The sequence below is a fragment of the Pantoea sp. X-Soil-YNGN-785 genome (assembly GCF_059730585.1).
In genome coordinates this window covers 258,567-283,379 of the sequence record NZ_AP035942.1, presented here as the reverse complement: position 1 = coordinate 283,379, position 24,813 = coordinate 258,567, and the positions used below count along the sequence as shown (strand labels likewise).

Genomic DNA, 24,813 nt, shown 5'->3' with positions numbered 1-24,813 from the left:
GCACTCGTCCGGCGCAACAGCAGTGAGAAGCGGCGCATCGCAATAATGCGCCGCCACGGTTACTTCTTCTTAATCGGCTTTCCGGACCAGTAACCCGCCAGCAACGAACCTGACAGGTTGTGCCACACCGAGAAGAGTGCGCCCGGCAATGCCGCCAGCGGCGAGAAGTAGAGTTTGCCCAGCGTCGCCGCCAGACCGGAGTTCTGCATGCCGACCTCCAGCGCCAGCGTACGGCAGGTTGACTCATCAAAGCCAAACAGTTTGCCGCCCCAGTAGCCGCCAAGCAGACCAATCGCGTTATGCAGGATCACCGCCGCGATCACCATCAGACCCACCGACCCGATAAAGCCCTGACTGCCCGCCACTACCGCGCTGATGATCAGCAGAATGCAGACCATCGAAAACGCAGGCAGCCACGGCTCCACCCGGCGAACCACGCTGTTCATGCTGTGATGAATGATCAGTCCAAGACTAATCGGGATCACGACGATCTTCACGATGCTCAGCAGCATGCCCACCACATCAACCTGAATGTGGGTATCCACATAAAAGCGGGTTAACAGCGGCGTAGCGAACACGCCCACCAGCGCAGAGACGGAAGAAATGGTTACCGACAGCGCCACATCGCCTTTCGCCAGATAGATCATCACGTTGCTGGCGGTGCCGCTGGCAACTGAGCCGACCAGAATCATGCCGGCGGCCAGATCGGGCGGCATATGAAACAGTTTTGCCAGCCCCCAGGCAGCTAACGGCATCACCAGATAGTGCAGAAAAGTGCCGGCAATCACCGGCGCAGGCCGGGTCAGCACCCGTTTGAAATCGTCGATATTCAGGGTCACGCCCATGCCGAACATAATCAGCATCAGCAGATAAGTGACCCAGGGTCCGATGCCGAGAAAGGTACCTGGAGAGTAATAAGCGGCGACAGACAGCAGCACGGCCCAGAGCGGGAACAGGCGGGTTAACGTGGCGAGCATAGCCAGACTTCCTTATAAGAATGTTATGTTTAGTGCAGATTTGCCATAGAGCGTCATCATGCAGGAACGACTGTCGTGACGAGGCCGGGATCATAACATTTCATTATCATGGCGTAAGGCGAAGATGGGGCGAGGCAGGAAAATGCGGATCGACTGCTGCCGATCCGCTGAATATCGACGAAATTACGCTGCTTTATCCTCTAAACCGCGGTAGATCAAACCACCAATCACGGCGCCGATAATCGGCATCAACCAGAACATCCACAGCTGAGCGATCGCCCAGTCGCCCTGGAAGAGGGCTGCTGCGGTGCTGCGTGCCGGGTTAACAGAAGTGTTAGTCACCGGAATGCTGATCAGGTGGATTAGGGTTAACGCCAGCCCAATCGCGATCGGCGCAAAGCCTTTTGGCGCGCGTTCGCTGGTCGCGCCCATGATCACAATCAGGAAGATAGCCGTCATCACGACCTCAGTGATCATGCCTGCCTGCAAACTGAAGCCGCCCGGCGAGTGTTCGCCGTAGCCGTTCGCCGCAAAGCCGCTGGCCGCTGCGCTGAAGTCGCCTTTACCGCTGGCGATCAGATAAAGCACCGCGCCAGCAGCAATGCCGCCTACCAGTTGCGCGATGATGTAAGGAATGGCCTGCGAGGCGGAGAAACGTCCGCCTGCCACTAATCCCAGAGTGACCGCCGGATTAAAATGACCGCCTGAGATATGACCAACTGCATACGCCATGACCAGTACACTCAGACCGAAAGCCAGCGCGACGCCCATGAAGCCAATGCCCAGTTCCGGGAACGCCGCTGACAGTACGGCACTACCACAACCGCCTGCGACCAGTACAAAAGTCCCCAGCGCCTCTGCGACTAACCTTTTCATGATATTTCCTAAATTTGGGTGAATTGATTCAGCGGCGGGATTATAAATCTGAGGAAAGGGAGCGCAACGCCGGTACACGAAATGCGCAAAGAAAGGGGTTGCCATTTGGCAATAGTGGGCAATAAGTCGTTGGATTAATTTAATTATCTGAAAGAAGGAAACCAGCGGAGGATCAGAACGAAGTGAAGTTTTTTTGCCGCTGTTCAGGCCGCGCAGACGCGGCCTGAACAGCAGATAAATTTACTCGAACAGATTGCGGTGCAGCGTACGGACTACGCTTTCCGCGTCGTTGCCCGGCACCAGGAAGCAGAGATTGTAGCTGCTGGCCCCATAGCAAATCATCCGCAGGTTGAACGGGTCGAGCACACCAAACACCTCTTTGCCGACACCGCAGGCTTTTGACAGCTCATTGCCGATAATGGCCACCAGCGCCAGATCTTCCTCCACTTCTACCCGGCACAGCGACGAGAGTTCAGTCAGCAGCGCCTGCGTCAGCAGACTGGCGCTGGTTGAGGTCGATCCGGTGGTGTCCAGCGTCAGCGCCACGCTCACTTCGGAGGTGGTGATCAGGTCAACGGAGACGTTATGACGCGCCAGAATGTTAAACAGTTCGGCGAGGAAACCAAACGTATGCAGCATGTTAAGGCTGTGCAGCGTTAACAGCGTCTGCTTACGACGTAACGCCAGCGCCCGGAACAGCGGCGGATTGCGGGTTTCGTTGCAGACGCGGGTACCGCCTGCGGCCGGATCCTTGCTGGAACCGACGAAGACCGGAATACCCCGGCGCACGGCGGGCAGCAGCGTCGCCGGATGCAATACTTTGGCACCAAACGTCGCCATCTCAGCGGCTTCTTCGAAGGTGATTTCATCAATACGCTTCGCCGTCGGCACCACGCGTGGATCGGTGGTATAGATACCTGGCACATCCGTCCAGATATCGACTCGCGCCGCATTCAGCGCTTCGCCCAGCAGCGCGGCGGTGTAATCACTGCCGCCACGCCCTAAAGTGGTGGTACGCCCTTCGCTTTCACTGCCGATGAAGCCCTGGGTAATCACCAGCGCCTGCTCAATGCGCGGCTGCAACTGTGCCGTCGCCTGCTCCGCCAGCACCTGAACATCCGGGACTGCGCGGCCAAAATGATCGTCGGTGCGCATCACTTTACGAACATCAAACCACTCTGCATTCACCTGACGTTCACGCAGAATTTCAACAAACAGCAGTGAAGACATCAGCTCGCCGTGGCTGACCAGTTCATCGGTCAGGGCATTTGAGGTGGCGAGTGACGCCGCTTCTGAGAGCATGCTGATATTGTCGATCATCCGATCGATTTCATCGCGGATCACGTCCGGACGCTGCAGGCGATCGACGATGGCGTACTGGATACGGCGGATATCATCAAGCAGAGCAGCGCGCTGGGGTGCCTGCTGGCCTTCAGCCAGCGCAACCAGAAGATTGGTAATGCCTGCCGAGGCAGAGAGCACCACCAGACGCGTGCTGGCGTCCTGCAACACCACATCGGCGCTGCGGTTCATCGCTTCAAAATCGGCTACGCTGGTGCCGCCAAATTTTGCCACTATCAGAGTTTGAGACATGTAGGACCTCGTGTCAGGTTATCTTGTTCTCGCCGATGAAAGGGTCGAGAAACATGCTTTCAGCCAGGCACAAGGAAAGAGCAGAAACGGGCGGACAAGATCGGATAGACGAGTCACCCAGAAGCGCCCCACCTTGCAAAACGTCGACTGCAGACGTTTCTGGTGACAACCCAGAGGATTCAGCCCCTGTAGCCGACAGGCAACACACCGCATGCTGACCCACCTCGGCGTCGCTCCCCATGATGTGTTTTCACCGGATACGGTTCCTCCAACACACTGCCTGGGCGACGCGCCTCTTCTGGCTTGCACACAGGTGCGCAAGTAGGCGCATAGATCTAGCCTTTTCTGGACCTGCTGTCAATGTCAGCGATGGCCGGAGAGCCGCATCAGAAAACAAATGATCCTGCGCCGCAGCGACTACAGTGCTTAATGGGTTCAGCCCCTGCAACAATCCCTGACACGGCACAACGTTTTGCGCAGACTTTCGCGTCACACTTTAGCGCGTGATACTGCTGCCATCCGCAGGCTGTTCGCGCCAGTGAATGTTGACGTCAGATCGCAGCGTTCACCTCGCCTGCGCGGCGTACGCTGACAAAATTTTTCCTTTCAGTTACAAGTGTGGTCATACTGAAACGCTAAACGGGCATGATGTGCCTCCGATGGAATGACGGTTCTTAATATCAACAAGAGTGTTGCCATGAAAAATATCAATCCGACACAAACCGCAGCCTGGAAAGCGCTGCAACAGCATTTTGAGCAGATGAAATCGGTAGAAATTGCCGATCTGTTCGCTCAGGATGCCGATCGTTTTGCCAAATTCTCTGCCACCTTTGATGATCAGATGCTGGTGGATTTCTCCAAAAACCGCATCACCCAGGAAACCCTCGATAAGTTACAGGCGCTGGCCAAAGAGACCGATCTCAGCGGTGCCATTAAGTCTATGTTCTCGGGTGAGAAGATTAACCGTACCGAAGATCGTGCGGTGCTGCACGTCGCACTGCGTAACCGGAGTAACACGCCGATTCTGGTGGATGGCAAAGATGTGATGCCAGAGGTCAACGCGGTGCTGGACAAGATGAAAGGCTTCTCAGAGCGCATCATCAGCGGCGAATGGAAAGGCTATACCGGTAAAGCGATCACCGACGTAGTGAACATCGGTATCGGCGGCTCCGACCTTGGCCCGTTTATGGTGACGGAAGCGCTGCGCCCGTACAAAAATCATCTGAATATGCATTTTGTCTCCAACGTTGACGGCACTCACATCGCCGAAACGCTGAAAGATCTCAGCCCGGAAACCACCCTGTTCCTGGTTGCATCCAAGACCTTCACGACTCAGGAAACTATGACCAACGCCCACAGCGCGCGTGACTGGTTCCTGAAAACCGCAGACGATCAGCAGCATGTAGCGAAACACTTTGCTGCACTGTCGACCAATGCCAAAGCAGTGGGTGAATTCGGTATCGACACCAATAACATGTTTGAATTCTGGGACTGGGTTGGCGGCCGCTATTCACTGTGGTCAGCGATCGGCCTGTCGATCATTCTCTCGATTGGTTTCGATAACTTCGAGCAGCTGCTGAGCGGCGCACATGCCATGGACCAGCACTTCGCCTCCACCCCGGCTGAACAGAACCTGCCGGTGCTGCTGGCGCTGATTGGTATCTGGTACAACAATTTCTTTGGTGCCGAAACCGAAGCGATTCTGCCTTACGACCAGTACATGCACCGCTTTGCCGCCTATTTCCAGCAGGGAAATATGGAGTCAAACGGCAAGTATGTGGATCGCGACGGTCACCCGGTGGACTACCAGACTGGCCCTATTATCTGGGGCGAACCCGGCACTAACGGTCAGCATGCGTTTTATCAGCTGATCCATCAGGGTACTAAACTGGTTCCGTGTGACTTTATTGCGCCGGCTATTACTCATAACGCGCTGGCGGACCACCATCCAAAACTGCTCTCTAACTTCTTTGCCCAGACCGAAGCGCTGGCGTTTGGTAAGTCACGCGACGTCGTGGAGAAAGAGTTTACCGATGCCGGCAAATCTGCAGAATCTGTGGCCCACATTGTGCCGTTCAAGGTGTTTGAAGGTAATCGCCCGACTAACTCCATCCTGCTGCGTGAGATTACGCCGTACAGCCTGGGCGCGCTGATTGCGCTGTACGAGCACAAAATCTTCACGCAGGGTGCCATCCTGAATATCTTCACCTTTGATCAGTGGGGTGTGGAATTAGGTAAGCAGCTGGCGAACCGTATTCTGCCGGAACTGGAAAATGAGGACGAAATTACCTCTCATGACAGTTCCACTAATGCCTTAATTAACCGCTATAAATCCTGGCGTTAATCGGCGTTAATTTCATCGGGCGGCAACGTTGCCGCCCTTTTTTTGTCTCTTTTTCCATCCGGATGACCTGATTATCGATTCTGTCATTCACGCCAGCGCGGGAAAAGTCTTAAAATACCCTAAGATAATTCTGAACATCTGGTGATAAAACAGAGTGGCGTCCAGTATAAAATGGATCTGAAAACAGGCGGCACGCAGGGTTAACTATTGATTTATAGTCATATTTAATTTAAGCTCTTCTGAGTAAATTCTGATTATTCTTATTCCGTACCAGATATAACTAAAAAAGAACATTCCGCTTTGCAATTACCTCACCCGTAGCGAAATATAGGGTATCAACCAGAAAAACTCCGATTTAAAAAGTAGTTATCCCCAATCCAGCTGATTAAATCACGCAATCACCCCGCTATTTGCCCTGGTTTTTATGGCACTGAACTCTGATATTTTGTTGCCCTATAATGAACGCGCCCGCAATGGGACTGTCCGTCGCTCTGGTTGCAGCCTGTCTGTATAGCCCTTGTCGCCGGTCAGAGATCCTTCATTCACTCAATGCAGGAAACGTTGTTATGAAAAAAACTATGGTTGCCGGTGCAGCCCTGATCCTCGTTGCCGCTTCTTCCAGCGCATTTGCTGCGCCGCAGGAAGCAGGTGAAGCAGGTACTGCAGCTGGCGCGCAGGCGGGAGCAATCTCTGCTGGCACGTCCACGGCTGTGGGTATCGGCGCACTTGGCGCGCTGGTCGGGCTCGGCATTGCTGCTTCTGGCGGTGGTGACGGCGCAAATACCGGTACAACAACCACGACCACGACGAGCACCACTCGTTGATGGATGCCCGACTCCCGTCTGATTGCTGATGTGCAGCAAACGGGCCGAGGCTGAATCACTGACTTCGTTAAGTGATGACGCTGAGCCTTGTAACCTGTATCTCTGCAGCCAGCCGTGACGGGCAGAGCACCTTTAAACATAACCACACGCCTGTGTGGTTATTTTTTACTTTGGCATGACTTATCAGGGACACACAGTGCGCCGACTTCCTCTGCTGCTCGCTTGCCTGCTGCTGCAGGCCTGTACACAAACGCAAAAAGGTCTTGAACAGACCCTGCTGCTCGCGGTTAACGGTCCGGATGACGTGACCGTCACCGATCAACAGGTCAACAATCTTCCCTATGCCAGTCTCTATGCTCGTCTGAATGACGGTCCGCGCATTTTTGTGGTGCTGGGCTACAGCGAGAAGGGGCAGCAGAAATGGGTGACGCAGGATCAGGCGATGCTGGTGACACAGCACGGCCGCCTGGTTAAAACCCTGGGCTTACCGGATAACCTGCTGAGCGTCAGCAATCTGCAACAGGATCCGCTTGCTGACAGCCTGCATATCAGCAATGGCGCAGGCTGGACCCGCATCGTGCAGTGGACCGAGCAGGGCAAGGTTCGCGGCGCGACCGTGCGTTCCACCTTCCAGCGCGGCACCGACGAAGTGCTGACCGTGGCGGGCAACCGTATCCCGTGCCGTGTCTGGCATGAGCAGGTAAGCATCGACAGCAGTAACCGCGAGTGGGAAAACACCTTCTGGATCGACAACAGCAGCGGTGATGTGGTGCAGGCCCATCAGATGCTGGCGGCCGATGCCTTCCCTGTCGATATCACTATTCTGAAGCCGGCGAAATCATGAAAAAAATCACTATTTTGCTGGCCGGGCTGAGCCTGCTCAGCGCCGCAGAAGCGCAGGCGACTGCGCAGGTTATCGTTCATGCACCGCACAACGGCGGTCAGGCTGAGCTGAGCCAGATCGCGGATCTCTCACAGTTGGCGACACTGCCTCCGCTGCAGGCCAACACGGACTGGCGCCGTACCGTTATTGCCGAGCGCGGTGCCAGCGCCGTCGCACAGCAGCAATATCAACAGACGCTGGGTGCTTTACGTGCCTGGCGTGCTGACAGCAGCGGCGATCGGGCGGCGGCTATTGATGAGGTCATCCGCCAGATGAGCGCCATCAACGTGACAGGTCGTCAGTTCACCCCGCTTGACCCGGACTGGATCCGTCTCCATCCGGCGGACAACCGTCGACTTGAAGGCAGCTATGACCTCTGGCTGCAGACGCCATCCGATTCAGTGCTGCTGCTCGGCGCACTAAGCGGCGCAGGCAAAGTGAGCTGGCAGCCGGGTAAATCAGTACGCGACTATCTGGAGGGACACCCGTCACTCTCCGGCGCAGAACGCAATTTTGTCACGGTGATTGCGCCTTCCGGCGCCACACAGCAGGTGCCGGTTGCTTACTGGAATCATCGCCACGCGGAAGTGGAGCCAGGCAGCGTTATCTGGCTCGGCTTTTCCTCATGGAGCCTGCCAGGCAGCTATGAAGATCTGAACGATCGCATTCTTTCCGTACTGACTCACCGGATACCAGACTGATGAAAAAACGTTATCTCTTCAGCCTGTTGGCTGTTTCCGTGGCGGCAGCCTGTCAGGCGCAGGCCGACACCTTCCCCGCGCCGGTGGGCCCGTCACAATCTGATTTCGGTGGTGTGGGCCTGATGCAGGTGCCGACGGCGCGCATGGCCAAAGAAGGCGAGTTCAGCCTCAATGCGCGCGACAACGATCAGTACCGCTATTACTCTGCGTCACTGCAGCTCTTCCCCTGGCTGGAGACGACCGTGCGTTATACCGACGTGCGCACCCGGCAGTACAGTGCAGTGTCAGAATTCAGCGGCACGCAGAGCTATAAGGATAAAGCCTTCGACCTGAAACTGCGTCTGTGGCAGGAAGGCTTCTGGCTGCCGGAAGTGGCGGTGGGAACCCGCGATCTCGGCGGTACCGGCCTGTTTGACAGTGAATATGTGGTGGGAACCAAAGCCTGGGGACCGTTCGACTTCACCCTGGGCCTCGGCTGGGGCTATCTCGGCAACAGCGGCACTGTGAAGAACCCGTTCTGCTCCTATAGCGACAGCTATTGCCAGCGTCCACGGGTGGGCGAAGCGGGTTCCATCAATGGCTCGCAGATGTTCCACGGTCCGACAGCATTTTTCGGCGGCGTGGAGTATCAGACGCCCTGGCAGCCGCTGCGTCTCAAGATGGAGTATGAGGGCAACGACTACCAGAATGACTTTGCTGGCCGCCTTGATCAGCGCAGCAAGCTCAATGTCGGCGCGATTTATCGTGTGACCGACTGGGCTGACATCAACGCCAGCTACGAGCGCGGCAACACCTTTATGTTTGGTGTCACCATCCGTACCAACTTCAACGATCTGCGTCAGGCGCACATCGACAGCGAGAAGCCGGCCTACAATCCGCAGCCGCAGCCTCAGTTGCTGGAACCGACGGTAGTCGGGACTCAGCTGACCGATCTGAAATACAACGCTGGTCTTGATGGTCCGCGGATTCAGACTCAGGGCCACACGTTGTATGTGTCAGGCGAGCAGACGAAGTATCGTGATACCCGTGAAGGGGTGGATCGCGCTAACCGCATCATCATGAACCACTTGCCGGACGGCATCGACACCATCAATGTGACCGAGTCGCGCTTTAACATGCCGCAGGTGACCACTGAAACGAAAGTTGCCAGTCTGCGTAACGATCTGGAAGGCTACCCGCTCGGCCACGAACAGCCGCTGCAACAGACCCGCAAAGAACCGGTCGATCCGGGTAATACCGAGCAGGGGATGTTCATCCGCCAGGATCGCCTGAACTACAGCCTGTCACCAGTGCTGAATCAGTCGGTGGGCGGCCCCGAAAGCTTCTACATGTATCAGGTTGGCGTGATGGCCAGCGCGGATTACTGGCTGACGGATCACCTGCTGGTGGGCGGCAGTCTGTTTGGTAACCTCGCCAACAACTACGATAAGTTCAACTACAACGGCGCACCGGCGGACTCTTCGCTGCCGCGCGTGCGTACCCATATCCGCGACTACGTTGAGAACAACGTCTACGTCAACGATCTGCAGGCGAACTATATGGGCCACCTCGGTAACGGCTTCTATGGTCAGGTCTACGGCGGCTATCTGGAGACGATGTACGGCGGCGTGGGCGGCGAGTTGCTTTATCGTCCGGTCGATGCGAACTGGGCGGTGGGCGTCGATGCCAACTACGTCCGTCAGCGTGACTGGGACAATATGATGCAGTTTAACCGCTACAAAGCGTCAACGGGCAACCTGACCGGTTACTGGCGTCCGTGGTTCATGCAGGATGTGCTGGTGAAAACCAGCGTCGGTCAGTATCTGGCAAAAGATAAAGGCGTGACGGTCGATGTGTCGAAGCGCTTCGACAGCGGCGTGATGGTCGGTGTTTATGCCACCAAAACCAACGTGTCGTCTGAAGAGTATGGCGAAGGCGACTTCACCAAAGGCTTCTATATCTCTATCCCGATGGATCTGTTCACCGTGACGCCAACACGCGGTCGCGCGCAGGTGAACTGGGTGCCGCTGACGCGTGATGGCGGTCAGATGCTGGGTCGTAAGTACCAGCTGTATGATCTGACGTCGGATCGCGACGCTCGCTTCAACTAAGCAGAGGCGGCCTCCGGGCCGCTCAACGCTGTTTACAGAAGCAGGCTCAGGGAGCAAACGCCCTGCGTAAAGACGCAAAAACGCCATCCGCGGCATGCTCAGCGCGGGCCATCTGTGGCCCGCGATGCTTTACTCCTGGCGTATGCTCCCATCGCTTTGACTTTGGCACGCGTTTCAGGAAGTCACCTGTATGCATGAGTTGGCTGACAGGCCCGGTCAGGGTGACTCTCAGCAATGAAGAAGCCTGATGCGCAGGGAACACGGGCAGAAGAGGAAAGCGTCCCGCGCCAGGGACGGCGCGGGCCGAGCGGCCAGGGACTGGCTTTAGCGCCTTTCCGATCTGACCGTGTTTCCTGTGCTGGCTCGATATTACAGCTGACCAGTACGGTGCGGCTGATCTCCCTTCAGGCGGCCCTCAGGCCGCTTTTTTTATTTAGTCCGCATCGTAGCCGAGATTGGGTGCCAGCCAGCGCTCCACCTCACTCACCGACATCCCTTTGCGTGTCGCATAATCTTCCACCTGATCACGCTTAATCTGCGCCACGGCGAAATAGCGGCTGTCAGGATGGCTGAAATACCAGCCGGACACCGCCGCACCCGGCCACATGGCAAAGGATTCGGTCAGTTTCATGCCGGTCTGCTCTTCAACCGCCAGCAGACGCCAGATGGCAGCTTTTTCAGTGTGATCCGGGCAGGCCGGATAGCCTGGCGCCGGACGTATCCCCTGATAATTTTCGCGAATCAGCTCTTCATTGCTGAGGTTTTCGTTGGGCGCAAAGCCCCAGATCACCTTACGCACCCGCTCGTGCAGGTATTCAGCAAAGGCTTCCGCCAGACGGTCCGCCAGCGCTTTGACCATGATCTTGTTGTAGTCATCGTGCTGACGATCATAGGCCTCCGCCAGCGCATCCTCTTCCAGTCCGCCGGTCACCGCGAACGCGCCAAGGTAATCCGCTTTTCCCGCTGACTTCGGGGCAACGAAATCCGCCAGGCAGTAGTTGGCGAAGTCCGTTTTCTCGGTCTGCTGACGTAAGTGATGACTCACACACAAAATTTCATCGCGTCGCTCATCGCGGTAAACATGGATATCATCGCCAACCCGGTTAGCCGGGAAAATACCGACCACGCCACGCGGCTTCAGCAGCGACTCCTCACTTAATCTGTCGAGCATCGCACTGGCATCGGCAAACAGACGCTGCGCTTCTTCACCCACCACCTCATCTTCAAGAATGCGGGGATATTTACCCGCCAGCGACCAGGTCATAAAGAACGGCGTCCAGTCGATGTAGTTGCGTAGCGTCGCAATGCTGGCCTCCACCTGACTGACACCAGCGCGATGCGGTACCGGCGGCGTGTAGCTTTCCCAGTCAATTGAGGTGGCGTTGTGGCGCGCCGCCTGCAGCGGGACCGGCGGCGTGCGTGGCTTTTTACGCGCATGCTGGATGCGAACGGTTTCGTACTCTTTGCGCGTTCGGGCAACGAAGTCGTCTTTCAGCGTGGCGGAGAGCAGCGACGACACCACGCCGACGGTGCGTGAGGCGTTCTGCACATAGACCGTCGGGCCGCTGTAGTGCTGTTCAATTTTGACGGCAGTATGCGCCTTCGAGGTGGTCGCGCCGCCAATCAGCAGCGGTAAGGTAAAGCCCTGCCGCTCCATCTCTTTCGCCATATTGACCATCTCATCCAGCGACGGCGTAATCAGGCCAGACAAGCCGATGATGTCCGCCTTCACTTCACGCGCCGTTTTGAGGATTTTCTCGCCCGGCACCATCACGCCAAGGTCGATAATTTCGTAGTTATTACACTGCAGCACCACGCCGACGATATTCTTGCCGATGTCATGCACGTCGCCTTTAACCGTGGCCAGCACGATTTTACCGTTGCTGCGCCCCGCCTCTTTGCTGGCTTCGATAAACGGCTCCAGATACGCTACCGCCTGCTTCATCACGCGCGCCGATTTCACCACCTGTGGCAGGAACATTTTGCCTTCGCCGAACAGGTCGCCGACCACGTTCATCCCGGACATCAGCGGCCCTTCAATCACCTCTATCGGGCGTGGCACCTGCTGACGCGCCTCTTCGGTATCCTGCTCGATGAACTCCGTGATGCCTTTGACCAGCGAATATTCCAGCCGCTTCACCACGTCCCAGCTGCGCCACTCGGCGAGTTGCTTGTCCTGCGCACCATCACTTTTGCCGCCACGGTATTTTTCCGCCAGCGCCAGCAGCCGCTCAGTGCCATCATCCCGTCGGTTGAGGATCACATCCTCCACCGCCTCGCGCAGTTCTGCCGGTAGATCGTCATAGATGGCCAGCTGGCCTGCGTTGACGATGCCCATATCCATGCCGTTACGGATAGCGTAGTAGAGAAACACCGCATGTATCGCTTCACGCACCGGGTCGTTGCCACGGAAGGAAAACGACACGTTTGAGACGCCGCCGGAGATCAGCGCATGGGGCAGTTCACGCTTGATGTCTTCACAGGCACCGATGAAATCCATGGCGTAGTTGTTGTGCTCGTCGATGCCGGTGGCGACCGCAAAGATGTTGGGATCGAAAATGATATCTTCCGGCGGGAAGCCGACCTGTTCGGTCAGAATCCGGTAAGCGCGACGACAGATTTCGATTTTACGGGCGCGGGTATCTGCCTGGCCCACTTCGTCAAACGCCATGACCACCATCGCCGCGCCGTAACGCCGGACCTGGCGCGCATGATGGATAAAGGCCGCTTCCCCCTCTTTCATCGAAATCGAGTTCACAATCCCTTTGCCCTGAATGCACTGCAGCCCTTTCTCAATCACCGCCCATTTCGAGGAGTCGATCATAATCGGCACGCGGGCAATATCCGGTTCGCCCGCAATCAGATTCAGAAACCGCACCATCGCCGCTTCGGCGTCGAGCATTCCTTCATCCATGTTGATGTCGATGATCTGCGCGCCGCTCTGCACCTGCTGCAGTGCCACTTCCAGCGCGTCGTTGTACTTCTCTTCTTTGATCAGCCGCTTAAATTTTGCTGAGCCGGTGACGTTGGTGCGCTCACCGACGTTAACAAACAGCGACTCTGCGGTGACGTTCAGCGGCTCCAGACCGGAGAGGCGACAGGCCACCGGAATCACCGGCAACCTGCGCGGCGCGATGCCGTCAACCGCCGCGACCATGGCCGCAATATGTTGCGGCGTAGTGCCACAGCAGCCGCCAATAATGTTCAGGAAGCCCGAGGTGGCCCATTCACCAATCTGCTCCGCCATCAGTTCTGCATCGAGATCGTATTCGCCAAAGGCGTTCGGCAGTCCGGCGTTGGGATGGGCAGTGACGTAGCCCTCGGCGATGCGCGACAGCTCCGCCACATACTGACGCAGCTCATCCGGCCCCAGCGCGCAGTTCAAGCCAAAAGAGAGCGGTTCGGCATGACGCAACGAGTTGTAAAACGCTTCGGTGGTCTGGCCGGAGAGCGTCCGGCCGGACGCATCGGTGATGGTGCCGGAGATCATCAGCGGCAGTTTCACACCCAGCGCGTCCATCTCGGTCTTCACCGCATAGACAGCCGCTTTGGCATTCAGCGTATCGAACACCGTTTCGATCATGATGAGGTCAGCACCGCCCTCCACCAGCGCACGGGTCGATTCACGGTAGGCTTCCATCAGCTGATTAAAGGTGACGTTGCGATAAGCAGGATCGTTGACGTCGGGTGAGATCGAGCAGGTGCGGTTAGTCGGGCCGAGCACACCCGCAACGTAACGCGGACGATCCGGCGTTTTCGCCGTCCACGCATCGGCGCAGGCGCGCGCCAGCCGGGCTGCTTCGAAATTGATCTCCGCCGACAAGCTTTCCATCTGGTAATCTGCCATCGCAATCGACGTGGCGTTGAAGGTGTTGGTTTCGAGGATATCTGCACCGGCAGCCAGATAAGCGTCGTGGATCTCGCGGATCACCGACGGTTTGCTCAGCACCAGCAGATCGTTGTTGCCTTTGAGATCGCAGGGCCAGTCAGCAAAACGGCTGCCGCGATAATCCTCTTCCGCCAGTCGGTAGCTCTGGATCATGGTGCCCATGCCGCCATCCAACACCATAATGCGTTGTGCGAGCTGCTGATGTAGCGCGTCGATTTTAGTGCTCACTGTTGCCCCATTCACGTCAGTCTGCTGGCGGAAAACCCTGTTTTTCATTCTGGCACAAGCCTGTCTGGCGACAAAGTAACCTCTTCTGCGACAGGTTCCATCCATGGCCATACAGGTCTGACCAGAAAACCAGCGTTTGCAAACGGTGTGATTAAAACGAAAATGATTTCCACAATGCAAAAGGAGAGACAACGATGGCAACGCCCGTTCCTGTTAAGCGCGGTAAGAAACCCCGCGGCACCCCTGTCGCCGCACCGGCGGGCGGTCAGGTTCAATCGCTGACGCGCGGCCTGACGCTGCTGGAGCTGATTGCGGATTCACATGGCAGCGTGGCGCTGACCGAGCTGGCACAGCAGGCGGGCCTGCCTAACTCCACCACGCATCGCCTGCTCAGCACCATGCAACAGCAGGGCTTTGTCCGTCAGGTGGGCGATCTCGGGCTGTGGACAATTGGCGCACACGCCTTTGTGGTCGGCAGCAGTTTCCTGCAAAGCCGGAATCTGCTGGCGCTGGTCCACCCGGTGCTGCGCAGCCTGATGGAGCAGTCCGGTGAGACGGTGAATCTGGCGGTGCTGGATCTCAGCGACCACCAGGCGGTGATCATTGATCAGGTACAGTGCACCCAGCTGATGAGGATGTCTGCGCCGATTGGCGGCAAACTGCCGATGCACGCGTCAGGCGCAGGCAAAGCCTTTCTGGCCCATCTGGGTGATGAGCAGGTCACCGCCCTGCTGCATCAGAAAGGATTGCATTACTACACGCCGAAAACCCTGATGTCGCCACAGAGTCTGAAAGAGAATCTGGCGCAGGTGCGCAAAGCGGGTTTTTCGCTGGATGATGAAGAGCATGCGCTCGGACTGCGCTGTGTCGCCGCGCCCATTTATGATGAACATGGCGAGGCGTTTGCCGCTCTTTCGATTTCCGGCCCCATCGCGCGCATGACAGACGATCGGATTACGGAATTAGGTGCGCTGGTCATCCGCGAAGCGCGTCAGGTTACGCTGGCGTATAGCGGCCGTTGACCGTCTCCGCCGCATAGCAGACGCTGAAACGCTGCGTCTGCCGCCAGGCGATCACCTCCTCCACATGACCCAGGGCGAGGCGTTGCTGCTGCGCGCGCCACCAGCGGGCGTCGAATATCTCGGGATGCAGTTGCAGCAGCAAGGCACCGGTCGCGGCTTCACTGCATAACGCATAGCGGAAGGTTTCCGGGAAGACATCGTCCGGCCCGACGCTGTACCACGGTTCGGCGCTGAGTTCATCCTCCTCATAGCGCGCCGCGGGCACCTCGCGAAAATTCAGCTCCTGCATCGGGCGGATCTCATCGTAGTCGTAGAAAATCACGCGCCCATGGCGGGTTATGCCGAAGTTTTTAAACAGCATGTCGCCAGGAAAGATGTTGGCGGCTACCAGCTGTTTAATGGCATTACCATACTCCTCAATGGCGTGTCGTCGCTCAGCGTCGCTGGCCTGAGCCAGATAGAGATTAAGCGGCTGCATACGACGCTCCAGCCACAGGTGACGGATGACCAGGCGATCGCCTTCGATATGCAGCTTCTCTGCCACGCAGGCGTGAAGTTCCGCCAGCAGCGCCGGTGAGATACGCGACAGTGGCAGCGCAAACTGCTCGAACGCCTGCGTATCCGCCATCCGTCCCACGCGATCGTGCTCTTTGACCTGCTGATAACAGGCGCGGACCTGCGCTTCCGTCACCTCTTTTTGCGGTGCGAAGCGATCCTTTATTACCTTGAACACCCAGTCAAAGCCCGGCAGCGTGAAGACCAGCATCACCATGCCGCGCACGCCAGGCGCGATCTCAAAAGCGGTGTCACTCTCTGCCAGCGCCTGAAGATATTCACGATAGCTTTCAGTTTTACCGTGCTTCTGACAGCCAATCGCCATATAGCGCTCCGCCAGGGTTTTACCGGGCAGAATCGGTTGCAGCCAGGCGACCAGCGCTGCAGGCACCGGGGCATACACCATGAAATAGGCACGGGCAAAACCAAACACAATGCTGGCGTCATTCACATCAGTCAGGCAGGTGTCGATCCACAGTTCGCCAGCTTCCGTGCGCTGGATCGGCAGCAGACAGGGAAAAATGCCTTCCGGCAGCTGCAGGCGCGCCACCAGCCAGGCGGTTTTGTTGCGATAGAAGAGTTCACTGTTGACCTCCAGCCAGCCCTGATCAAGCCGGGGGAAATGCGACGCCAGATGGCGGATAATCCACCCGACATCACGCGCGCGGTGCTGCCAGGGCAGCGTCAGCGGTAAATCTCCCAGCACCTGATCCACCAATGCCTGCCAGCCCCGCTCCGGCTGATAATGGCGCGACAACGGTCGCAAAGGTGTCACCGGCGCAGTCTGGGCCTGAGAGCTGAAAATAAACAGCCGGTCCGGCTGCAGGTCGGTATGTCCATGCAACCGGCAGTAAACCGAGTTAAAGAAGCTTTCAGCAATTTCATGCCGGGGATAGCCGGGCAGCAGGCTTTGATAGTGTTCCTTGACCCGCAGCCAGAAAATCTCATCCCAGCTGGCCGCGCCATTCAGCACCCGCAGTTGATCGGCGACAAGACTGACGTGATGATCATAGAGATGAATGCGGGCCTTCATCGCATGCTGCACTGCCTGCCATTCTGCCTGCTCGAACCGCTGCTGCGCCCCGGCGGTAATATCCAGAAAACGGCCATACTGAGCATCAAAACCCTGCAGGATAGTGTGGGCGATCAGGGATTCACGTGGCGGCATAGTCAGCTCCGGTCAATGCCCGCCCGCGTGGTGCGGGCGGGGAATCCGTCATAGGAGAAGCGTCAGAACTGATGCTCTTCGGTCGAACCGGTGAGCGCGGTGACCGAAGACTTACCGCCCTGAATGATGTTGGTCACCTGATCGAAATAGCCGGTGCCCACTTCCTGCTGATGTGACGAGAAGCTGTAACCGCGATCGCGGGCGGCGAACTCAGGCTGCTGCACCTTTTCCACGTAGTGACGCATGCCTTCGCCCTGGGCATAGGCATGCGCCAGATCGAACATGTTGAACCACATGCTGTGGATGCCCGCCAGCGTGATGAACTGGAAGCGATAGCCCATGTCGCTGAGCGCCTGCTGGAACTTCGCGATGGTGCGGTCGTCGAGGTTCTTCTTCCAGTTGAACGATGGCGAGCAGTTGTAGGCCAACAGTTTGCCGGGGAAGCGCGCATGGATGGCATCGGCAAAGCGCTGCGCCATCGCCAGATCCGGCGTTGAGGTTTCACACCACAGGATGTCAGCATAAGGGGCATAAGCCAGCCCGCGACTGATCGCCTGTTCAATGCCAGCGTGTGTGCGGAAGAAGCCTTCTGCCGTCCGGTCGCCACGGATAAAGGGACGATCGTATTCATCGCAGTCTGAGGTAATCAGGTCCGCGGCGTCGGCATCGGTGCGGGCCAGCAGTACCGTTGGCACGCCCATGACATCCGCAGCCAGCCGCGCCGCCACCAGTTTCTGAATCGCTTCCTGAGTCGGTACCAGCACTTTGCCGCCCATGTGACCGCATTTTTTTACCGCCGCCAGCTGATCTTCGAAGTGAACCGCAGCCGCGCCCGCCTGAATCATCGCCTTCATCAGCTCATACGCATTGAGTACGCCGCCAAAACCGGCTTCCGCATCAGCGACAATCGGCAGAAAGAAATCGGTGTATCGGCTGTCACCCTTTTCGATACCGCTGGACCACTGAATCTGATCGGCGCGCTGAAAGGTCTGATTGATGCGCGTCACCACTTCCGGCACCGAGTTCACCGGGTAAAGCGACTGATCGGGATACATCTGCCCCGCTACGTTGGCATCCGCAGCCACCTGCCAGCCAGAAAGGTAAATTGCTTCAATGCCCGCTTTGGCCTGCTGCAGTGCCTGCCCGCCGCTGAGCGCCCCCAGACTGTTGATATACCCTTTCTTCGCTTCGCCGTTCAGCAGCGCCCATAACTTCTCCGCACCGCGCTCTGCCAGCGTACAGGCGGGCAGGACCGAGCCGCGCAGATTGACGACCTCTGCGGCGCTATAAGGACGGGTAATGCCCTCCCAGCGTGCGGTCTGCCAGAGTTGTTCCAGTTGATCGATCTGTTGAGTACGTGTCATGGCAATAGCTCCTCTGTTCAGGGGATCAGGCGGTAGCCTGGCAGGGTAAGAAAGGAAACCAGCTCGCGCTCGGTGGTGATCTGCGCCATCAGCTGCGCCGCGTCATCATAGCGACCGGCACTAAAGCGGGCTTCACCCAGCGCGTTTTGCAGCAGATGCAGCTCTTCGTTCAGCCAGCGCAGAAACAGTTCGGCCGTGACCCGCTGGCCACTGTTCAGCATTTGCTGGTGACGAATCCATTGCCAGATTGAGGTGCGTGCAATCTCAGCGGTAGCGGCATCCTCCATCAGCCCGTCAATCGGCACACAGCCGTTACCGCTGATCCAGGCTTCAAGGTATTGCAGGGCGACGCGGATGTTGGCGCGCATCCCCGCTTCGGTGCGCTCACCCTGACAGGGTGCGAGTAATTGCTCCGCCGTGATCGGGGCATCTTCTTCACGCATGACATGCAGCTGATTCGGCCGGTCGTCCAGCGCAGCATCGAAGACCGCCATAGCGGTATCTGCCAGGCCCGGATGCGCAATCCATGTGCCGTCATGCCCGTTGCCCGCCTCCCGTTGTTTATCTTCCGTCACGCGCTGCAGCACCCAGGCATTGCGCGTCGGATCTTTAGCGGGGATCAGCGCTGACATACCGCCCATCGCGAATGCTCCCCGGCGATGACAGGTTTTAATCAGCAGACGCGAGTAAGCATCCAGAAACGGCTGAGACATGGTGACGGACTGGCGATCCGGTAGTACGCGATCCGGATGCTGTTTCAGGGTTTTGATGTAGCTGAAGATGTAATCCCAGCGGCCACAGTTGAGTCCAACGATGTGATCGCGCAGATTCCACAGGATCTCATCCATCTGAAACACGGCGGGTAAGGTTTCAATCAGCACTGTTGCTTTGATCGTGCCGCGCGGCAGATCGAACTGATCCTCGCTGAAGCTGAAGATCTCACGCCACCATGCGATCTCCTGCCAGCTCTCGGTCTTAGGCAGATAGAAGTAAGGTCCGCTGCCCTTAGCCAGCAAAGGCCGGACGTTGTGGAAGAAATAGAGTGCGAAATCAAACAGCCCGCCCGGAATCGCCTCACCCTGCCAGCTGACATGTTTTTCTGACAGATGCAGGCCGCGAACCCGGCACATCAGCACCGCTGGATTAGCGCCGAGCTGATAAATTTTGCCCGTGTCGCTGGTGTAACTCAGGGTGCCCTGCACCGCTTCGCGCAGTGTCAGCTGCCCGTCAATCAGTTTTGACCACTCCGGTGACAGCGAATCCTCAAAGTCGGCCATAAAAACTTTTGCGTTTGCGTTCAGGGCATTAATCACCATTTTTCGCTCGGGTGGCCCCGTGATCTCGACCCGACGATCTTCTAAGTCTGCCGGAATGGATTGAATACGCCATTCGCTGGCTCTTATGGAAGCGGTTTCCATATCGAAGTCTGGCAGATAGCCCTGGTCATATTGCTGCTGACGCTGCTGGCGATCTGATAACAGCACGTCGCGTTGCGGTGCAAAGCGCGCAACCAGCGCCTCCAGAAAAGAGACGGCCTCGAGGGTTAATAACTGCTGTTCGGCATGGTTAAAGGGCTGGCTGAAAGAGAGGGTATGGCTGATCACTGAGTCTGTCATGCTGGTTTTCTCCTGTATTCAAAGGATCGAATGCAGCGGATCCACACGGTGTTCGTTTTGTGAGCGACAGGATCAGAGCATAAGCATTTATTTTTCTAAATCAAAAACTATTTCCATTTTTGTATATAAATTATTCTATCCCGATGTTTTACATGCAATTAAAGTTATTTTTATTAAAGGAACGGATTTCATTAGCGTTTTACAGACGAAAAAAAACCGTGTTGCCTTTGGCTAACACGGTTCAGTTGATCGTCAGGTGGGACTATTCCAGCGTTGGATTCATGCGGCGCAGATCGAACGGAGTGATCTGGTAAACATAGTAGTTGAGCCAGTTCGAGAACAGCAGATTGCCGTGACTTCGCCAGGTGGCGCGCGGTGGCAGAGCCGGATTATCCTGCGGGAAGTAGTTATACGGAACTTCCGGGCTGACTCCCGCTTCATAATCGCGATGATACTCACCCGACAACGTCAGCGCATCATACTCCGGGTGACCGGTAACAAACACCAGACGTTTGTCTTTACTCGCCATCAGATAGGCGCCGGTTTGTTCCGATTCAGCAAACAGCTCAAGATCGGTGTAATCCGTTATCAGCTGAGTAGGAAAATCAGCATAGCGTGAGTGTGGCGCAAGGAAATTATCATCAAAACCCCGGGTCAGTAACGCATGGGGATGCAGAATCTGGTGCTCATAGACGCCAGACAGCTTGTTATGCCGGGTTTGCTTGGGAATGCCATACAGAATATTAAGCGCAGCCTGCACGGCCCAGCAGACAAACAGGGTGGAGGTGACGTGCTCATTGGCCCAGTGCAGTACGCGCTGAATCTGGGGCCAGTAGGCGACATCATTAAAATCAACCAGTCCCAGTGGTGCACCTGTCACGATTAAGCCATCGTAGTTGTCGTGCTGGATATCTTCAAAATTGCAGTAGAAATTGTTGAGGTGCTCAGTGGGCGTATTACGTGACTCGCGGCTGTCGATGCGCAGCAGCTGAATATCGATCTGCAAGGGCGAGTTGGAAAGCAGACGCAGAAACTGATTCTCCGTTTCGATCTTTTTCGGCATCAGATTCAGTATGAGCACTTTAAGCGGTCGGATCTCCTGAACACTGGCGCGCGACGATGTCATGACAAAGACATTTTCGTCACGCAAAAAATTCACTGCCGGTAATTCGTCGGGAACCCTGATTGGCATAGCCTGCTCACCTCTCGCAACCATATAAACGTTTAGACATCTGGATGCCCAACATTAGCCTGATCGTTGTAAGATGTCGAGGTTTCATGCAGAAAATGAAAATGTTTCAGCTTAAAGTGGCAAACAACAGACGTAAAAGCCCCGCACTCGCGTGCGGGGCTTCTTCACTTATTTAATGCCTGGCAGTTCCCTACTCTCGCATGGGGAGGCCCCACACTACCATCGGCGCTACGGCGTTTCACTTCTGAGTTCGGCATGGGGTCAGGTGGGACCACCGCGCTAAAGCCGCCAGGCAAATTCTGTCTCCGCGCCGCCACAGGGGCCGCGCAGAATATCCGGTACAAGGCTGAAAATCGTGTCTCTCAAAAACGCCTCTGGCGTTGTAAGGTTAAGCCTCACGGGTCATTAGTACCGGTTAGCTCAACGCATCGCTGCGCTTACACACCCGGCCTATCAACGTCGTAGTCTTCAACGTCCCTTCAGGACCCTCAAGGGGTCAGGGAGAACTCATCTCGGGGCAAGTTTCGTGCTTAGATGCTTTCAGCACTTATCTTTTCCGCACTTAGCTACCGGGCAATGCCATTGGCATGACAACCCGAACACCAGTGGTGCGTTCACTCCGGTCCTCTCGTACTAGGAGCAACCCCCCTCAATTCTCCAGCGCCCACGGCAGATAGGGACCGAACTGTCTCACGACGTTCTAAACCCAGCTCGCGTACCACTTTAAACGGCGAACAGCCGTACCCTTGGGACCTACTTCAGCCCCAGGATGTGATGAGCCGACATCGAGGTGCCAAACACCGCCGTCGATATGAACTCTTGGGCGGTATCAGCCTGTTATCCCCGGAGTACCTTTTATCCGTTGAGCGATGGCCCTTCCATTCAGAACCACCGGATCACTATGACCTGCTTTCGCACCTGCTCGAGCCGTCACTCTCGCAGTCAAGCCAGCTTATGCCATTGCACTAACCTCACGATGTCCGACCGTGATTAGCTGACCTTCGTGCTCCTCCGTTACTCTTTAGGAGGAGACCGCCCCAGTCAAACTACCCACCAGACACTGTCCGCAGCCCGGATCACGGGCCTACGTTAGAACATCAAACATTAAAGGGTGGTATTTCAAGGTTGGCTCCACGCAGACTGGCGTCCGCGCTTCAAAGCCTCCCACCTATCCTACACATCAAGGCTCAATGTTCAGTGTCAAGCTGTAGTAAAGGTTCACGGGGTCTTTCCGTCTTGCCGCGGGTACACTGCATCTTCACAGCGAGTTCAATTTCACTGAGTCTCGGGTGGAGACAGCCTGGCCATCATTACGCCATTCGTGCAGGTCGGAACTTACCCGACAAGGAATTTCGCTACCTTAGGACCGTTATAGTTACGGCCGCCGTTTACCGGGGCTTCGATCAAGAGCTTCTCCTTGCGGATAACCCCATCAATTAACCTTCCGGCACCGGGCAGGCGTCACACCGTATACGTCCACTTTCGTGTTTGCACAGTGCTGTGTTTTTAATAAACAGTTGCAGCCAGCTGGTATCTTCGACTGGCTTCGGCTCGGGGAGTAAATCCCTCCACCTACGCGCCAGCGTGCCTTCTCCCGAAGTTACGGCACCATTTTGCCTAGTTCCTTCACCCGAGTTCTCTCAAGCGCCTTGGTATTCTCTACCTGACCACCTGTGTCGGTTTGGGGTACGATTCTGTGTTACCTGATGCTTAGAGGCTTTTCCTGGAAGCAGGGCATTTATCACTTCAGCACCGTAGTGCCTCGTCGTCACGCCTCAGCGTTAATAAGGGACCGGATTTACCTGGACCCTCCGCCTACACGCTTAAACCGGGACAACCGTCGCCCGGCTGATATAGCCTTCTCCGTCCCCCCTTCGCAGTAACACCGAGTACAGGAATATTAACCTGTTTCCCATCGACTACGCCTTTCGGCCTCGCCTTAGGGGTCGACTCACCCTGCTCCGATTAACGTTGAACAGGAACCCTTGGTCTTCCGGCGAGCGGGCTTTTCACCCGCTTTATCGTTACTTATGTCAGCATTCGCACTTCTGATACCTCCAGCATGCCTCACAGCACACCTTCAACGGCTTACAGAACGCTCCCCTACCCAACAACACATAGTGTCGCTGCCGCAGCTTCGGTGCATGGTTTAGCCCCGTTACATCTTCCGCGCAGGCCGACTCGACCAGTGAGCTATTACGCTTTCTTTAAATGATGGCTGCTTCTAAGCCAACATCCTGGCTGTCTGTGCCTTCCCACATCGTTTCCCACTTAACCATGACTTTGGGACCTTAGCTGGCGGTCTGGGTTGTTTCCCTCTTCACGACGGACGTTAGCACCCGCCGTGTGTCTCCCGTGATAACATTCTTCGGTATTCGCAGTTTGCATCGGGTTGGTAAGCCGGGATGGCCCCCTAGCCGAAACAGTGCTCTACCCCCGAAGATGAGTTCACGAGGCGCTACCTAAATAGCTTTCGGGGAGAACCAGCTATCTCCCGGTTTGATTGGCCTTTCACCCCCAGCCACAGGTCATCCGCTAATTTTTCAACATTAGTCGGTTCGGTCCTCCAGTTAGTGTTACCCAACCTTCAACCTGCCCATGGCTAGATCACCGGGTTTCGGGTCTATACCCTGCAACTTAACGCCCAGTTAAGACTCGGTTTCCCTGCGGCTCCCCTATACGGTTAACCTTGCTACAGAATATAAGTCGCTGACCCATTATACAAAAGGTACGCAGTCACCCCCATAAAGAAGGCTCCCACTGCTTGTACGTACACGGTTTCAGGTTCTGTTTCACTCCCCTCGCCGGGGTTCTTTTCGCCTTTCCCTCACGGTACTGGTTCACTATCGGTCAGTCAGGAGTATTTAGCCTTGGAGGATGGTCCCCCCATATTCAGACAGGATACCACGTGTCCCGCCTTACTCATCGAGCTCACAGCATATGCGCTTTTGTGTACGGGAGTATCACCCTGTACCCTGCGACTTTCCAGACGCTTCCACTAACACACATGCTGATTCAGGCTCTGGGCTGCTCCCCGTTCGCTCGCCGCTACTGGGGGAATCTCGGTTGATTTCTTTTCCTCGGGGTACTTAGATGTTTCAGTTCCCCCGGTTCGCCTTGCAGCACTATGTATTCATGCTGCAATGATGCACAGAGTGCACCGGGTTTCCCCATTCGGACATCGACGGCTGTAGCGGTTCATATCACCTTACCGTCGCTTTACGCAGATTAGCACGTCCTTCATCGCCTCTGACTGCCTGGGCATCCACCGTGTACGCTTAGTCGCTTAACCTCACAACCCACAGGCGTTTTTCAACGCTGCGAGCTGCAAGCATTTGAGAGACTCGAACGCATCGTATTTTTCATTCTTATTACGGAGAATGAAAACGACACGTCGTTTCAATTTTCAGCTTGTTCCGGATTGTTAAAGAGCAATATCTTAAACATGACTCGTAAGTCATCTTTAAGATATGTGGGTAACATCTTTCACC

14 protein-coding genes, 2 rRNA genes and 1 riboswitch are annotated in these 24,813 nt (G+C 56.3%); of the genes, 6 read left to right on the top strand and 10 right to left on the bottom strand.

Annotated features, from left to right (window positions below; all coding sequences use genetic code 11):
• Positions 1 to 59 precede the first annotated feature (59 nt).
• The 3 genes from panS to lysC form a co-directional block, all read right to left on the bottom strand.
• Positions 60 to 977, bottom strand: coding sequence for a ketopantoate/pantoate/pantothenate transporter PanS (gene panS / locus AC6I8E_RS01220; protein ID WP_003855809.1), 918 nt, complete (start codon positions 975 to 977; stop codon positions 60 to 62).
• A gap of 183 nt (positions 978 to 1,160) precedes the next feature.
• The gene (aqpZ, locus tag AC6I8E_RS01215; protein ID WP_013359761.1) at positions 1,161 to 1,853 is read right to left on the bottom strand and encodes an aquaporin Z; all 693 of its coding nucleotides are present in this window, start codon (positions 1,851 to 1,853) and stop codon (positions 1,161 to 1,163) included.
• A 240-nt stretch (positions 1,854 to 2,093) separates the two neighbouring features.
• The gene (gene lysC, locus AC6I8E_RS01210; protein ID WP_033734867.1) at positions 2,094 to 3,446 is read right to left on the bottom strand and encodes a lysine-sensitive aspartokinase 3; all 1,353 of its coding nucleotides are present in this window, start codon (positions 3,444 to 3,446) and stop codon (positions 2,094 to 2,096) included.
• A gap of 113 nt (positions 3,447 to 3,559) precedes the next feature.
• A riboswitch (Lysine riboswitch) is annotated at positions 3,560 to 3,752 on the bottom strand.
• A 391-nt stretch (positions 3,753 to 4,143) separates the two neighbouring features.
• Here lysC and pgi point away from each other — a divergent pair.
• The 5 genes from pgi to AC6I8E_RS01185 all read left to right on the top strand — a co-directional run bounded on the left by pgi (position 4,144) and on the right by AC6I8E_RS01185 (position 10,288).
• On the top strand, positions 4,144 to 5,790 hold the full coding sequence (gene pgi, locus AC6I8E_RS01205) for a glucose-6-phosphate isomerase (RefSeq protein ID WP_033784459.1): 1,647 nt from the start codon (positions 4,144 to 4,146) through the stop codon (positions 5,788 to 5,790).
• Positions 5,791 to 6,356: 566 nt separating this feature from the next.
• Positions 6,357 to 6,614, top strand: a complete 258-nt coding sequence (gene yjbE, locus AC6I8E_RS01200; RefSeq protein ID WP_013359757.1) for an exopolysaccharide production protein YjbE — start codon at positions 6,357 to 6,359, stop codon at positions 6,612 to 6,614.
• A 196-nt stretch (positions 6,615 to 6,810) separates the two neighbouring features.
• Entirely contained in the window at positions 6,811 to 7,458 is a 648-nt protein-coding gene (locus AC6I8E_RS01195; RefSeq protein WP_013359756.1) for a YjbF family lipoprotein, read from the top strand.
• Positions 7,455 to 8,198: a capsule biosynthesis GfcC family protein gene (locus tag AC6I8E_RS01190; protein WP_095706371.1), complete on the top strand. Its 744-nt coding sequence runs from the start codon at positions 7,455 to 7,457 to the stop codon at positions 8,196 to 8,198. The genes AC6I8E_RS01195 and AC6I8E_RS01190 overlap by 4 nt, the downstream gene beginning before the upstream one ends.
• Positions 8,198 to 10,288: a YjbH domain-containing protein gene (locus AC6I8E_RS01185; RefSeq protein ID WP_013359754.1), complete on the top strand. Its 2,091-nt coding sequence runs from the start codon at positions 8,198 to 8,200 to the stop codon at positions 10,286 to 10,288. Before AC6I8E_RS01190 ends, AC6I8E_RS01185 begins: the two co-directional genes overlap by 1 nt.
• A gap of 433 nt (positions 10,289 to 10,721) precedes the next feature.
• Here the strand turns inward: AC6I8E_RS01185 and metH are convergent, their stop codons facing one another.
• On the bottom strand, positions 10,722 to 14,357 hold the full coding sequence (gene metH / locus AC6I8E_RS01180; protein WP_418163125.1) for a methionine synthase: 3,636 nt from the start codon (positions 14,355 to 14,357) through the stop codon (positions 10,722 to 10,724).
• A 242-nt stretch (positions 14,358 to 14,599) separates the two neighbouring features.
• On the opposite strand from metH, the gene iclR reads away from it, so the two are divergent.
• Entirely contained in the window at positions 14,600 to 15,427 is an 828-nt protein-coding gene (gene iclR / locus AC6I8E_RS01175; protein WP_033784456.1) for a glyoxylate bypass operon transcriptional repressor IclR, read from the top strand.
• Here iclR and aceK read toward each other — a convergent pair.
• From aceK to AC6I8E_RS01145, 6 genes are all read right to left on the bottom strand, one after another.
• Positions 15,402 to 17,150 (bottom strand): bifunctional isocitrate dehydrogenase kinase/phosphatase, encoded by a 1,749-nt coding sequence (aceK, locus tag AC6I8E_RS01170; protein ID WP_497824335.1) that lies wholly within the window; start codon positions 17,148 to 17,150, stop codon positions 15,402 to 15,404. The genes iclR and aceK overlap by 26 nt on opposite strands.
• Positions 17,151 to 17,212: 62 nt before the next feature.
• The gene (gene aceA, locus AC6I8E_RS01165; protein ID WP_013359750.1) at positions 17,213 to 18,514 is read right to left on the bottom strand and encodes an isocitrate lyase; all 1,302 of its coding nucleotides are present in this window, start codon (positions 18,512 to 18,514) and stop codon (positions 17,213 to 17,215) included.
• A gap of 17 nt (positions 18,515 to 18,531) precedes the next feature.
• Positions 18,532 to 20,130: a malate synthase A gene (gene aceB / locus AC6I8E_RS01160; protein WP_497824334.1), complete on the bottom strand. Its 1,599-nt coding sequence runs from the start codon at positions 20,128 to 20,130 to the stop codon at positions 18,532 to 18,534.
• 262 nt (positions 20,131 to 20,392) lie between these two features.
• A complete protein-coding gene (metA, locus tag AC6I8E_RS01155; protein ID WP_013359748.1) occupies positions 20,393 to 21,322 on the bottom strand; it encodes a homoserine O-acetyltransferase MetA in 930 nt (309 codons plus the stop codon).
• 177 nt (positions 21,323 to 21,499) lie between these two features.
• Positions 21,500 to 21,615 (bottom strand): 5S ribosomal RNA (gene rrf, locus AC6I8E_RS01150).
• Positions 21,616 to 21,706: 91 nt separating this feature from the next.
• Positions 21,707 to 24,614: ribosomal RNA gene (locus AC6I8E_RS01145) — 23S ribosomal RNA — on the bottom strand.
• Between the last annotated feature and the right edge of the window lie 199 nt (positions 24,615 to 24,813).

Excerpts from the sequence above, each read along its gene's own strand:
- AC6I8E_RS01190 (WP_095706371.1), top strand. The coding sequence starts at position 7,455 with ATGAAAAAAATCACTATTTTGCTGGCCGGGCTGAGCCTGCTCAGCGCC.
- iclR (WP_033784456.1), top strand. The coding sequence starts at position 14,600 with ATGGCAACGCCCGTTCCTGTTAAGCGCGGTAAGAAACCCCGCGGCACC.
- yjbE (WP_013359757.1), top strand. The coding sequence starts at position 6,357 with ATGAAAAAAACTATGGTTGCCGGTGCAGCCCTGATCCTCGTTGCCGCT.
- AC6I8E_RS01185 (WP_013359754.1), top strand. The coding sequence starts at position 8,198 with ATGAAAAAACGTTATCTCTTCAGCCTGTTGGCTGTTTCCGTGGCGGCA.
- aceK (WP_497824335.1), bottom strand. The coding sequence starts at position 17,150 with ATGCCGCCACGTGAATCCCTGATCGCCCACACTATCCTGCAGGGTTTT.
- lysC (WP_033734867.1), bottom strand. The coding sequence starts at position 3,446 with ATGTCTCAAACTCTGATAGTGGCAAAATTTGGCGGCACCAGCGTAGCC.
- panS (WP_003855809.1), bottom strand. The coding sequence starts at position 977 with ATGCTCGCCACGTTAACCCGCCTGTTCCCGCTCTGGGCCGTGCTGCTG.
- aqpZ (WP_013359761.1), bottom strand. The coding sequence starts at position 1,853 with ATGAAAAGGTTAGTCGCAGAGGCGCTGGGGACTTTTGTACTGGTCGCA.
- metA (WP_013359748.1), bottom strand. The coding sequence starts at position 21,322 with ATGCCAATCAGGGTTCCCGACGAATTACCGGCAGTGAATTTTTTGCGT.
- metH (WP_418163125.1), bottom strand. The coding sequence starts at position 14,357 with ATGGTGTTGGATGGCGGCATGGGCACCATGATCCAGAGCTACCGACTG.
- aceB (WP_497824334.1), bottom strand. The coding sequence starts at position 20,130 with ATGACAGACTCAGTGATCAGCCATACCCTCTCTTTCAGCCAGCCCTTT.
- aceA (WP_013359750.1), bottom strand. The coding sequence starts at position 18,514 with ATGACACGTACTCAACAGATCGATCAACTGGAACAACTCTGGCAGACC.
- pgi (WP_033784459.1), top strand. The coding sequence starts at position 4,144 with ATGAAAAATATCAATCCGACACAAACCGCAGCCTGGAAAGCGCTGCAA.